General features: G+C 43.3%; 13 protein-coding genes. 5 read left to right on the top strand and 8 right to left on the bottom strand.

What is annotated here, in order from left to right:
- Positions 1-73: 73 nt before the first annotated feature.
- The gene (locus tag FN960_RS03945) at positions 74-1177 is read left to right on the top strand and encodes a 5-methyltetrahydropteroyltriglutamate--homocysteine S-methyltransferase (RefSeq protein WP_143847144.1); all 1104 of its coding nucleotides are present in this window, start codon (positions 74-76) and stop codon (positions 1175-1177) included.
- Between the two features lie 1306 nt (positions 1178-2483).
- On the opposite strand, the gene FN960_RS03950 is transcribed toward FN960_RS03945, so the two are convergent.
- From FN960_RS03950 to FN960_RS03970, 5 genes are all read right to left on the bottom strand, one after another.
- A complete protein-coding gene (locus FN960_RS03950) occupies positions 2484-2903 on the bottom strand; it encodes a disulfide oxidoreductase (RefSeq protein ID WP_143847146.1) in 420 nt (139 codons plus the stop codon).
- The gene (locus FN960_RS03955) at positions 2904-3587 is read right to left on the bottom strand and encodes a DsbA family protein (RefSeq protein WP_143847148.1); all 684 of its coding nucleotides are present in this window, start codon (positions 3585-3587) and stop codon (positions 2904-2906) included.
- A gap of 123 nt (positions 3588-3710) precedes the next feature.
- A complete protein-coding gene (locus FN960_RS03960) occupies positions 3711-4001 on the bottom strand; it encodes a hypothetical protein (protein ID WP_143847149.1) in 291 nt (96 codons plus the stop codon).
- 59 nt (positions 4002-4060) lie between these two features.
- Positions 4061-6187, bottom strand: a complete 2127-nt coding sequence (locus tag FN960_RS03965) for a heavy metal translocating P-type ATPase (protein WP_143847151.1) — start codon at positions 6185-6187, stop codon at positions 4061-4063.
- A 4-nt stretch (positions 6188-6191) separates the two neighbouring features.
- On the bottom strand, positions 6192-6560 hold the full coding sequence (locus tag FN960_RS03970) for an ArsR/SmtB family transcription factor (RefSeq protein WP_143847153.1): 369 nt from the start codon (positions 6558-6560) through the stop codon (positions 6192-6194).
- Between the two features lie 156 nt (positions 6561-6716).
- On the opposite strand from FN960_RS03970, the gene FN960_RS03975 reads away from it, so the two are divergent.
- Positions 6717-7328, top strand: a complete 612-nt coding sequence (locus tag FN960_RS03975) for an FMN-binding negative transcriptional regulator (protein ID WP_143847154.1) — start codon at positions 6717-6719, stop codon at positions 7326-7328.
- Between the two features lie 243 nt (positions 7329-7571).
- Here the strand turns inward: FN960_RS03975 and FN960_RS03980 are convergent, their stop codons facing one another.
- Positions 7572-8585, bottom strand: coding sequence for a S66 family peptidase (locus FN960_RS03980; protein WP_143847156.1), 1014 nt, complete (start codon positions 8583-8585; stop codon positions 7572-7574).
- Between the two features lie 113 nt (positions 8586-8698).
- On the opposite strand from FN960_RS03980, the gene FN960_RS03985 reads away from it, so the two are divergent.
- The 3 genes from FN960_RS03985 to FN960_RS03995 are packed head-to-tail and all read left to right on the top strand — an operon-like array spanning position 8699 to position 10911.
- The gene (locus FN960_RS03985; RefSeq protein WP_143847158.1) at positions 8699-10072 is read left to right on the top strand and encodes a PepSY-associated TM helix domain-containing protein; all 1374 of its coding nucleotides are present in this window, start codon (positions 8699-8701) and stop codon (positions 10070-10072) included.
- A gap of 1 nt (position 10073) precedes the next feature.
- Positions 10074-10406 carry a c-type cytochrome gene (locus tag FN960_RS03990; protein WP_143847159.1) on the top strand — a complete coding sequence of 111 codons (333 nt, stop codon included), beginning with the start codon at positions 10074-10076 and terminating at the stop codon, positions 10404-10406.
- Positions 10407-10431: 25 nt separating this feature from the next.
- Positions 10432-10911 carry a FixH family protein gene (locus FN960_RS03995; RefSeq protein WP_185970906.1) on the top strand — a complete coding sequence of 160 codons (480 nt, stop codon included), beginning with the start codon at positions 10432-10434 and terminating at the stop codon, positions 10909-10911.
- A gap of 482 nt (positions 10912-11393) precedes the next feature.
- Here FN960_RS03995 and FN960_RS04000 read toward each other — a convergent pair whose 3' ends face one another.
- Together FN960_RS04000 and FN960_RS04005 are read right to left on the bottom strand one after the other, a co-directional pair.
- On the bottom strand, positions 11394-12104 hold the full coding sequence (locus FN960_RS04000) for a Fic family protein (RefSeq protein WP_143847663.1): 711 nt from the start codon (positions 12102-12104) through the stop codon (positions 11394-11396).
- Between the two features lie 87 nt (positions 12105-12191).
- Positions 12192-13277, bottom strand: coding sequence for a Fic family protein (locus FN960_RS04005; RefSeq protein ID WP_143847163.1), 1086 nt, complete (start codon positions 13275-13277; stop codon positions 12192-12194).
- Positions 13278-13310 lie beyond the last annotated feature (33 nt).

Here is a 13310-nt window from a genome sequence, read left to right on the forward strand (position 1 = left end):
GTCAATCACATCCCCTCTTCTTATGGAAGAGGGGATTTTTTGATAGGAATAGAGAGAAAAAGGAGAGATTGTTATGACCAGCGCACAAGGAAAAGCACCATTCAAAGCAGACCACGTAGGAAGTTTATTACGACCAGAAAGCATCCATCAGGCAAGAAAGGATTTCCAAGCAGGGAACATCACAGCACAAGCACTTCATGACATTGAAACAACTGAAATTAAAAGAGTGGTGGACAAACAAATTGAGGTTGGACTACAGGCCGTGACAGACGGAGAATTTCGCCGTAGATTCTGGCACACAGATTTCCTTGAGCATTTACATGGAGTCGAGGGATATATACCAGAGCATGGCTTTAAATTTAAAGGTGAGGATACAGAGGCATATGATGTCCGCGTAACTGGAAAAATCTCTTTTAACCAAGACCATCCTCACATTCAAGAATTTATTCAATTTAAAGAGATCGTGGGAGACAGAGCCATTGCTAAACAAACCATTCCGAGCCCAAATCAATTGTTTAATGCCGGCATTCGCAATCTCGAGGTGTATCCGGACATTGAGGAATATACAAAGGATGTCATTCAAACCTATCGCGATACCGTACAAGCCTTCTATGACGCAGGATGTCGTTACCTTCAATTAGACGATGTCTATATCGCCGGCTTAAATGCACCAGAGATCCCATTTAACGACAGTGGTCACTCACGTGAAGAATTAATAGAACTAGCTTTACGTGTTCTAAACGGCGTATTAGAGGACAAGCCTGAAGATTTGGTAGTCACAACTCATTTATGCCGTGGGAACTACCGGTCAAAATGGGCATTTGAAGGGAGCTATGCAAAAATTGCACCAACCCTCTTCGCAAAAGAAAAAGTAGATGGATTTTTCTTAGAATACGACGATAATCGTTCCGGAGATTTCGAACCACTACAGCACATTCCAAATGGCGGACCAGTTGTTGTACTTGGTTTATTTACCTCTAAGCATGGTGAGCTAGAAGATAAGGAAACAATCAAAGCTCGATTTGAGGAAGCTACACAATATGTACCAGCAGAGCAACTATGCCTAAGCCCTCAATGTGGTTTTGCCTCCACACACCACGGCAATATTTTAACGGAAGAAGAGCAATGGGAGAAGCTTAAGTATATCGTTGAGATTTCTAAGGAGCTATGGGGATAAAGGTAGTATGAGGAAACGGACGAATGTCCGTTTCTTTTATTGTGAGGGGGGTGGGGGTGGAGTAGTTCTTGGTAAAAGGGGGGTTCTTCTTGTTAGAGAGTGGGTTCTTCTTGGTAATGTGCTTTGCTTCTTGGTAATCTGGCTGCTCTTCTTGCTAACACGCTCATCCTTCTTGGTATGCGACTCTGCTTCTTAGTAAACCGACAGCCCTTCTTGGTGAAGCGTGGTTTCCTCTTGGTAATGCCTCTTCGACCTTGGTAAACGAGCTGCTTTTCTTGGTAACACGCTCATCCCTCTTGGTATGTGACTCTGCTTCTTAGTAAACTGGCTGTCCTTCTTGGTGAAGCGTGGTTTCCTCTTGGTAATGCCTCTTCGACCTTGGTAAACGAGCTGCTCTTCTTGGTTACATGCTCATCCCTCTTGGTATGTGACTCTGCTTCTTAGTAAACAGGCTGTTCTTCTTGATGAAGCGTGATTTCCTCTTGGTAATGCCTCCTCGATCTTGGTGAACGAGCTGCTCTTCTTGGTTACACGTTCACCCCTCTTGGTATCGTGCTTTGCTTCTTGGTAATCTGGCTGCTTTTCTTGGTAACACGCTCATCCTTCTTGGTATGGAACTCTGCTTCTTAGTAAACCGGCTGCCCTTCTTGGTGAAGCGTGGTTTCCTCTTGGTAATGCCTCTTCGACCTTGGTAAACGAGCTGGTCTTCTTGGTTACACCCTCATCCCTCTTAGTAACGGGGTCTGCTTCTTAGTAAACTGGCTGCTCTTCTTGGTGAAGCGTGGCTTCCTCTTGGTAATGCCTCTTCGACCTTGGTAAACGAGCTGCTCTTCTTGCTAACACGCTCATCCTTCTTGGTATGGAACTCTGCTTCTTAGTAAACCGGCTGCCCTTCTTGGTGAAGCGTGGTTTCCTCTTGGTAATGCCTCTTCGACCTTGGTAAACGAGCTGCTCTTCTTGCTAACACGCTCATCCTTCTTGGTATGGAACTCTGCTTCTTAGTAAACCGGCTGCCCTTCTTGGTGAAGCGTGGTTTCCTCTTGGTAATGCCTCTTCGACCTTGGTAAACGAGCTGCTCTTCTTGCTAACACGCTCATCTCTCTTGGTATGGGACTCTGCTTCTTAGTAAACTGGCTGCTCTTCTTGGTGAAGCGTGGTTTCCTCTTGGTAATGCCTCTTCGATCTTGATAAACGAGCTGGTCTTCTTGGTTACACGCTCATCCCTCTTGGTAACGGGGTCTGCTTCTTGATAAGTCTTTCGATTCTCTTGGTAAAACCAACTTCCCTCTTGGTAGTGCCCCCAAATTTATTCGCCCTTTCTCGCAATCCACAAGAAAATCGAAATACAAACAAAAGCTACTAGGGCAAGAAAAGGAATTGTGATAAAGCCAAACCAGTTGATATACTGCATATTGCATGGAACTCCATCCGTGCATGGCGATGCAGTAACAAGGCTAGGTAGCTTTTGTAACGAATAATGATAAAGAGAAGTGATAGCGCCAATAATAGACAGTGGCAGGACATATTTAACAATCCGATGATCACTATAATACGCTGCCACTCCAAGAATGAGGGCCAGAGGGTACATAAAGATACGCTGATACCAACACATCTCACATGGAATAAACCCACGAACCTCACTAAAATAAAGACTACCAAGCGTTGCCACGACAGCAATAAGCCAGGCAAGGTATAGGTACAAGCTTGAGGTCTTAAATGAATTCATTTAATTTTCCTCCAGCTGCTGTTCAATCGCTAGCTTTAGTTGTTCATAATCAAATGGATTATCTAGCTTTACATTCCCTACCATAATCGTTGGCGTTTGCGTAACCTCATAATTCTCCACTAGCTCCATGTCTTTATGAACCAGATCTATATAGGTTTGCTCCAGCATATCTGTAGCCAACACCTCTAAATCAATGTCAGCATCCATTGCATGAGCTACATCAATCATGGCCTCCGGGGTTACCCAAGGTTCATCATGACTTTGAACCTGAGGCTGCTCTTGAAACAGCTTACTATGAAATTCCCAAAACGCATCAGGATGATTCTCCCACACAGACTCACTCGCTAAAGCAGCAAGCCCAGACTCCTCTCCATGAAAAAGAGTATTAATATAAATGATCTGAACCTCTCCAGGTTGTATGTAATCACTATCAAGCTGAGGCATAATACTCTCATCCCAACCTTTACAAGAAGGACATTTATAATCTCCAAACTCCGTAATCACCACAGGCGCACTCGGATCCCCTTTCAACGGCTGCCCCTCACTATCTGGAGCCTCAGCATATGTAACTCCCTCCACGTCTGGAGACATTAAATTCTCTACAATAAAAAAAGCAGAGACTGCCACAACAAAAACAGCAATCGTAATAAAAACTAACCGCTTCATCGTTATAAGTTGACTCATTATATGTAAATCCTCCTATCCATGCGCTTTTTATATGTAGTATATCAGGAAAGCTAAATGATTCATGTGGCGTTTTTTTATGGTGGGGAGACGGTTTAATTAATGAGTGGCTCTTTCCAGATATCAGCTCCTCTTTCCCGATATCCGCTGCTCTTTCCCGATATCCACCGCTCTTTCCCGATATCCACCGCTCTTTCCCGATATCCACCGCTCTTTCCCGATATCCGCTGCTCTTTCCCGATATCTGCCACTCTTTCCCGATATCCACTGCTCTCTCCCGATATCCACCGCTCTCTCCCGATATCCACCGCTCTTTCCCGATATCCACCGCTCTTTCCCGGTATCCACCGCTCTTTCCCGGTATCCACCGCTCTTTCCCAATATCGGCTGCTCCTCCCTCCGCTTCTGCCTCATCCGTGCCACTTCCTCACCCAAAAAAGCGCCAGACGCATCTGGCGCTCCCCATCCGATTTCTACTCTTTCACCCTAAGCAATCGCAATCCGTTAGCTGTGACAAGCAGTGTTGCACCCACATCGGCTAGGATCGCAATCCAAAGGGTCAACCAACCTGGCACCACGAGGAGTAGGGCCAGTAGTTTAATTCCAAGGGAGAAAGTAATGTTCTGTTTAATGATTGTTAGCGCTCTTCGGCTGAGCTTGATGGTGTACGGCAGCTTCTTCAAGTCGTCGCCCATTAAGGCGATGTCCGCTGTTTCAAGTGCTGTGTCCGTGCCAGCTCCGCCCATTGCTATACCAACCGTAGAAGCGGCAAGAGCTGGGGCGTCGTTCACCCCGTCACCAATCATCGCCACGCTCCCGTTCGCTTTTCGGAATTCTTTTATCGATGCAAGTTTGTCCTCAGGCATAAGCTCGGCTCTCACATCGGTTACACCGATTTGACTCGCAATTGCTTTAGCGGTACTTTGATTGTCTCCAGTCAGCATAATTGTTGTCCGAATCCCTATCTCATGAAGGGCTGAAATGACTTTTTTACTCGAGTCACGAACTTCGTCTGCTACGGCCACAAATGCTTGTATCTGGTTCTCGGTACCAGCAACCATCACCGTTTTTCCTTGATCCTGCAATTCTTTTATTTGTTGCTTTTGTACCGAGCTCAACCGGTCTTCAAATAAAGTCGGACGACCGACTACATACGTTGTTCCATCCACATCTCCCGTGATGCCTTTTCCAGTTAATGAGGAAAAATTAGTCACTGTCTGCTCCTTGTAGCGCAGTCCAACATCCTCTGCTTTTTTGACAATAGCGGAAGCAAGGGGATGCTGTGAAAGAGATTCTAATGCTGCCACGCGGGTTAGTAGCTCATGCTCATCCACTGAATTCTCTAAAATAACATCGGTGACAACGGGTACACCCTTCGTCAGAGTGCCTGTTTTATCAAAAGCAATTGCCTTAAGCGAGCCCGCCTCCTCAAGGTAGACGCCACCTTTAATTAATACGCCATGTTTTGCCGCATTTCCGATAGCTGTCACAATAGCCACCGGGGTTGAAATGACAAGCGCACATGGACAACCAACCACTAAAACTGCCAAGCCTTGATAGATCCAAGTCTGCCAATCAGCTCCCATAACCAGGGGGGGGATGACTGCTACCAATGCAGCAACCAATATAATGGCCGGCGTATAATATTTAGCAAATCGGTCTACAAACGCCTGCGAAGGAGCTCGTTCTGCCTGTGCATCCTCCACTAGCTGAATCACCTTAGAAATCGTTGTATCCTCAACATGTTTGGTTACACGCACCTCTAACATGCCTTCTTCATTTAATGTACCGGCAAATACCTCATCATCCGTATGCTTCTCCACCGGAATCGATTCCCCCGTAATCGCTGCCTGATTCACAGAGGAATGGCCGTTCACTACAATTCCATCCATCGCAAGCTTCTGTCCTGGCTTTACAATCATGACATCGCCAATCGCAATTTCATCAACGAGAACGGTCATTTCTTGGCCATTTCGTTTAATTAAAGCTTCCTTAGGTGCAATATCCATTAGGGAACGAATAGATTGGCGCGCCCGATCCATTGAAAAGCGTTCTAAAGCCTCACTAATTGCAAATAAAATGACAACAATCGCGCCTTCTGTCCATTCACCGATAATCGCTGCACCGATAACCGCAATCGTCATTAGGGTTCTCATATCAAATTGGAGGCGAGTTAGATTTAAAAGGCCCTGTTTAAATAATGAATAGCCTCCAACCACCATCGAAGTGGCAAACGCTACAACCGTGACTACATTATCGCTGCCATTAACAGCCTGTGATATTAGACCAAATGCAAGAAAAATCAGAGCACCAACCACGGTTAAATGCTTTTGTAAAAAGGAGGCTGATCCATTTCCCTCCACAGCCTTTACTTGCAGCTCATGCTCTGGCCTTACCTTTAAATTCTCAAACGCCCCCGCCGCTTCAAGTGCTTCAATGCTTGCTGCACCATCAACAGTAATCTTGGAGGCCCCGTAATTTACCCTTGCATCCTTCACACCATCCAACCGCTTTACATTTTTCTCAAACGTTCCTGCACAACCGGCGCAGGAAAAGCCCTCCACACGATAGACGTTCGTTTCAGAATCCTGCTGACTCATTGCTCTACACCTCCTGGCTATGTTCAACAGCCATTGTCACAAGCTGACGCACATGCTCATCATCCAATGAATAGAAAACGAGCTTGCCTTCCTTCCTGCTCTTAGCAATGCGCAAATTTCGCAAATGTCTAAGGTGATGAGAGGTGCTAGCCGTTGTCATACCTATAATATTAGCAACATCACACACGCACAACTCATCCTCTTGTAAAAGCGCGTAAGCAATCTTCAGTCGAGTCACATCAGACAAAGCTTTAAACACATCTGAAACAGAAACAAAATCTATATCCTGAACAAGATTACTAACCCGTGCTACCTTTTGTTCGTCATAACTAAAGACTTCACATGTATCTTGATGATTCTTAACTGTTTTCATGCATCGACACCTCATTCAAATACTTATTTGATTATTAGTATATGCTCACTATAATCAGATGTCAATAATCAAATGCCTGTTTGAATGTTTTGATGAAAATTTATCCTTTTTGTTTGCCAGCACCTATACTAAGCTATAAAAAAGGAGTGTGGCTTAATGTATATACCAAAACCGTTTCAACTAACGGATGAGCAGATCCTGTATCAAGTCATACAAGAGCATGGTTTTGCGATTCTAATTTCAGACGATCAAACAGCTCCTACCGCTACTCATCTTCCACTTATGATTAGTGAGGACAGGACATATTTACATGGTCATTTTGCACGAGCTAATCCCCAATGGAAAGGGCTCGAAAACAAAAAGGTATTGGCCATTTTCCAAGGGCCGCACTGCTACATCTCCCCATCCTGGTATGAGACAAATCGTGCCGTTCCTACTTGGAATTATGTTGCTGTACATGTTTATGGAGAGCTGGAATTCCTTGAAGAGCAGGAGCTACATGAGTCCTTAAATGAGTTGGTAGCACAATACGAGAAATCAGACAGCTGCTACCAATTAGATCAAGTCGATGAGGAATTCGTTGCTGGCCTTGCAAAAGGGGTCGTTGGCTTCCGAATAAAAATCAACACCATAGAAGGCACCGCAAAGCTAAGTCAAAACCACTCGATGGAACGAGTAAAACGAGTCATTAACGAATTGGAAAAATCCACATCTGAAAATGAGCAGCAAGTGGCTCAATGGATGAGAACTTATAACAGACTAGATTAGATCTTGGAGATATATGATGTTAAAAAATCGATGGTTTTTATTCTTTCTGTCCATTACCTTTCTTATGAATGGATTCACAGGTCTTATTCACCTGATGAATGGAACGTATTTGTCGTGGTGGGACATCGCTATAAAAACTCTTTCGCTTATAGCCGGTATTAGTTTTTTTATAGACTATGTAAACGTAGGAAAATCACAAAATTAAAAGCTTGTCGGCCTCAACTCCGACAAGCTCTCTCTCTTTTAACAAAACTGCTGAACGACTTTACCTTTGCCTTTATCTACAGTTACCTGGGCATAAGCCCCATTCACTAGAGTCACTTGCGGCGGCACGTGACCACAATCAATATCATAAATAACGGGCACACCTAGTTCTACGGCAAGCTCTTGATACAGATCCTCTGCTGTATAGCCTTCCACCGGTTTGTTTGCATCACTTCTGCCAAATAAAATACCAGAGCACTGCTCAAACCAACCAGCAAGCTTCATCTGCACCAAGCAGCGGCGCAAATCGGTGGTACTCATTTCACAGTTCTCAAAAAACCAGAGAATTGGTTCTTCCTCTACAAATCTCCTTCTAAAAGTAGCCACATCACCATATGGCGTGCCGATTAAATGATGGATAACATCTATACAGCCACCAAGCAGGCGACCACCCACATCCGCAGATTCTCCGTTTGTTGTTTTCCATGCTGTTTGTTCGTCTAGATGGAATATATGTGGTGTTGGATTTTCAAAATCCCATTCCTTTTGATATTTTTCAGATGAATACTGGATCACCTCACCTCCAGCTTTTGTCGCAAGCACCTGCTCCCACATTGCCGTTGTTGGATCCGTTTTCTCTCCCCGTAAATCAACCAAGTTCGTTCCGTGAGCCGTAGCGATTCCCGTCTGTAGCGTAACAGCAAGTAACAGCAAGCTCACATCAGAATACCCTAAGATCCACTTTGGCTGAATCGATTCAAAGTCAATGTATTCCAAGGTTTCGATTAACAGCTCACCACCCCATGGAGGTATGAGTAAATGAACCGCGTCGTCGGTGATCATCCGGTTAAACTCTTCCGCTCGTACTTTCGCTGTAGCTGACTTTGCCTTGTCCTGTGTCCATGCGGTCTCACCACAATGTACACGGTAGCCTTGTAGCTCAAAACGTTCACTAGCCTCTCTCACAAGATAATGCAACTCGCTTGGCACACCCGATGATGGAGCTGTGACCCCGATAGTGACTCCTTTTTTCAAGTGAGGGTATGTAATCATAAAATAGTCCCCTTCCACAAAAAATATATTTTCCCCATCCTCCAAAACTTCACAAGCATTTAACAACTACTCGCTATGATAAACGAATGCAATGAATATCCAGGAGGATTAAGATGAAATCAACAACTAACAATAAAAAACAAACACGTGCTTCTTTCTATCAAGCTGTGTGGAGATGGCATTTCTACGCGGGCGTTATTTTTGCACCATTTTTATTTATTTTAGCATTTAGTGGAAGTGTTTACCTGTTCAAACCACAAATTGAAGCCTTTTTATATCAGGATTACTTTGTTGCCGACCAAGTGGCGGAGAATAGAATCTCTTATTCAGCCCAAAGGGACCAGGTAAAAGAGGCGTATCCAGATGCATCCATTTCATCCTTTGTCCTTCAAGAGGACGCCGAGGCGACTACTGAATTTCTCATCAGTGAAAATGGACAAGCTGCCTCCGTATTTGTGAATCCTTATACTGGCGACCTTCAAGGCAAGCTAGATGACGACCAAAGACTTATGACCATCTTCAAAAAAATACATAGTGAACTCTTGATAGCAGGAACCATCGGTAATCGTATTGTTGAACTCGCTGCCTGCTGGGCCATTGTTTTGCTTGTTACCGGCTTATACATCTGGTGGCCTAGAAGTCAAGCTTCTATTTGGGGAACCTTTCTCCCCCGACTTCGAAAAAAAGGAAGACTATTTTGGCGCGACATGCATGCGGTCCCAGCCTTTTGGCTTTCGCTTTTTATTCTTATATTAATTGCAACCGGCCTACCTTGGTCTGGTGTATTAGGTCCACAAATTCAGAAGCTTTCTACCGCTCCAGATTACACATACACCTGGCAGGAACGTCCAGAATCAGTTACCTTATCTAAGGATGGAGCAGACGGTATTCCGTGGGCAAACGAAAACCTGGTTATGCCTGAATCTACATTTGAAAGCGAATACCTGCCTATTTCCATCGAGGATGTCACTCACATTGCTGAAATGGAAGACATGGCGTATCCTTACACGTTGACTCTACCTGATGGACCAACAGGCGTGTATACGATCTCTCATGAAACCAATCGTTTGGATCTATCAACTAAGCATATCGACCAATATAGTGGGACCGTGTTAATCGGCAGAAGCTTTCAGGATTTTGACTTAATGCCTAAACTCGTTTCAGCAGGCATTGCCTTACACGAAGGGCGATTGTTCGGCTGGCCAAACCAGCTGCTTGGCCTCATTACCTGTCTGGGACTGATGGGCATTGTGGTAAGTTCACTAGTTATGTGGAAAAAACGTCGCTCAAGTGGAACATTTGGGGCTCCCCCTCGTTCAAAGGATAAAAAAGTGACAAGAGTCGTATTCTTTATTATGCTAGGTTTTGGGATACTTTTACCTTTAGTTGGTATATCAATCATTGTTATTTATCTATTAGATCGATTTATTCTATCTAAACTATCATTATTCTCTAATACAGAGGAACACACTAAAAGGACTGGATAATATGAATGTACGTTTATCAGTAAGCTTATTCTTACTATTACTATTGGCTGCTTGTGGTTCACAGCCGGAACTTGATTCATCCATTACCGATCAAGAGCCAGCAGAAACCGACCTAGAATATGATGTAAACGCAGCCGAAGAAACCTATATCGCCTCCTGTATTCGTTGTCATGGAGGAGATCTTAGTGGCCAAAGCGGCCCATCACTTATAGACAACGGCTTTACTCCAGACGAAATACAAGAGATACTAAGAAATGGTCAAGGTACCATGCCTCCGATTAACCTGCAGGACGAAGAGGCAGAGAATCTAGCCAAATGGCTCTCCACCCAATAAGCCTATCGTAAAAGGAATGATTGTCATGAAAAGAAATGCATATAGCCTAAGCCTGTTGCTCGCCTCCACATTTCTCGTGTTAAGCGCGTGCAACTCGGAACAAGATGCCCAAATGCCTGTAGCAGAGATTATTGAAGTCGACATTGATATTCCCGAGTCCTCTCCTGCCAACGAGACACTCAGCATTCCCGTTCAAGTAACACAAGGCGAGGAACCCGTCGACGATGCCAGAGACGTTGTCATTGAAATCTGGGAATACCAAGACCGAGAAAATGGCAGCCTAGAAGAAGCCGAGCTCCAATCAGACGGCATCTACCAAATTGAACACGAATTTGGAACGGACGGCATTTACCTCGTACAAGCGCACGTCACCGCCCGTGACATGCACTCCATGCCAACCAAACCAATCATTATTGGCGACGTATCCGAAGACGATATAAACGCCTTTAACGAAGCCGGCGGCGCCTCTTCAGAAGAGCAAGGCGAGAGTAATCATCATCATTAAAAAGGAATCCCCCTTCCGAATTGGAAGGGGGTTTTTACATTTTCAGATAGAGTCCGTGCTGATGTGTAAATGAGATTTGTTCCTTCGGCTGCCGCTCCCGAAAATGGGAGCACGCTTACCACGTGATGAAAAGGTGTCGGCCCTCCATTTTCTTCCGCTTGTTTAGATAGGTATTGGAATCATTATTTACACAATGATAAGAATTTGACCTCGTTATTTCGCGTTAGCAAGAAGAAAATGATTGATACCAAGATGAAAGTAAATAACAGCAAGAAGTACTTTGAAGTTACCATGACCTAACCAGCAATAGCAAGAAAAACAGTGCTCTAACCAAGAGAGATCGCTCCTTTACCAAGAACCTAGTGTCGATACCAACAGCTTTTTCGGCGTTGCCAAGAAGATTGATGCAATTACCAAGAACCTGAGCTATCCATCACTCTTGTTTTATACATCCTCTGCTACAAAAAATCCATCTGACCGTCTTAGTTAGTTTTACGTAATAATGTTAAATACTGATTCAGGCTTTCTTCTTCAAGCTCAGCCACCATTTTAATAAAAGGCTCATAATTACCAGAAGAGCCTGCGACATCAAGCACTTCATAATAACGAACTCGGTCTTCTACCTTAAATAGAACTGGTAAATACCCTGATGACATCAATTCGAAATTCATAAGTAAACGAGCCGTTCTTCCGTTACCATCTAAAAAAGGATGGATATTCACAAACTTACTGTGTAGGATACTAGCTCTCTCAACCGGATGAAGCTCCTTATTTTTTTGATTCCATTTCATCAACAAATTCATCTCATTTGTAATTTGAAAGCTAGATGTCACCTCGTGAGAAGCACCAGAGATACGAACTTCTTGGCTGCGATACACACCAGCAGACGATTTATCAATCCTACTTAACACGAGTGCGTGAATATTTTTTATTACCCTCTCTGAAAGCTGCTCAGTTAACTGTTCTTCCATGTATAAACTTGCCTCTTTATGGTTCATTACCTCAAGATGTTCAGTTAATGACTTTCCAGCAACTGTTACACCCTCTTCTAAAACAAACTTTGTTTCATAAAGTGTTAAAGTATTACCTTCAATTGCATTCGAATGGTAGGTATTTCTCAGTAAGAAATCCTCCTTAATCGATTGAACCGTTTCCATAGGAAGCGGTCGGAGATTATCTAATTCCTCTTTCATTTGGTCTATTTTATGAAATGACAAAAAATTCACCACCTTTCATTTGAAATATATATAAGAAGGTTTACTGTTGACCAAACATGTTGATTACCCATTAATGATACGAATTAAATCATATTGGAAATAACGACGATTTCTCTTACGATCATCTTGATACACCATATTCAATTGTACTAAATGGGCCAAAGCTTTCCGGATCGTAGTCGCAGCAAGACTTGTTTCAATTTCAATCTTATGCACGGTCGCAACGGGATTTGAAAATAATGCTCCCCAAACCTCTTTATGAGAAGGCTGATCTAATAGCATTAAACCTCTATTATAAAGTTCTTCAGCTTGATCATGTTTTTCATATTGCCGCTTAGTCATTCGAATCGTTGCATCTAAGAAGAATAAAATCCAACTCTCCCAATCTGGTTCCTCCTTACCAATTCCCCTAACCCCATTCAACATTGAATAGTACTTAAATCGTTCCTTCTCCAACTCCTCACTTAAGAAAAACATGGGAGAATCAATTAACTCAGATTGTAGAAGATAAAGCACAATTAAAATACGACCTAACCGCCCGTTCCCATCTAAAAATGGATGAATCGATTCAAATTGAGCATGAACAACGGCTGACTTTATCAGAGGATGAACCGAGTCATCCTCATTCTCTAAATAAACATGACCACTCATGTACCGTTCTAAGTTGGTCATATACTCAGCCATCATTTGAGGTTCAGGAGGAATGTAAGAAGCATTCTTAATATGTGTAGTTGGCCCGATAAAGTTTTGGATTCTTCGATATTCACCAGATGCTCCTGTAGAACCTCTAGCATCTTTCATCAAAATGGAGTGTATATTGCGAATGAGTCGCTCTGATATCGGATAACCTGACCGAACAATTTCAACTCCGTGATTTAAAGCAGACAAGTAATTTCTGACCTCAATTCGCTCATAATCCTCTTTCTCATCCACCAGGTCCTCAAGCATTTCACTAAACTTCACCTGTGTTCCTTCAATTCTTGTCGACTGTACAGATTCCTGTATAGTAAATAATTGAATCAAAGACTCATTAACTAGAGAGTATTTTAGTTTCTGTTTTAATTTTTCGAGGTTTGATGTGGCTGTAACAACTTTTTTGTAAAAAGATAACTCGGTTCTTGGAGTGAATTCTACTGGCAATACTTTCATAGAATCTCCCTTTTCTGAGTTTCATTTAATCAT

The sequence above is a fragment of the Alkalicoccobacillus porphyridii genome, assembly GCF_007293315.1.
GTDB lineage: Bacteria > Bacillota > Bacilli > Bacillales > Bacillaceae_D > Alkalicoccobacillus > Alkalicoccobacillus porphyridii.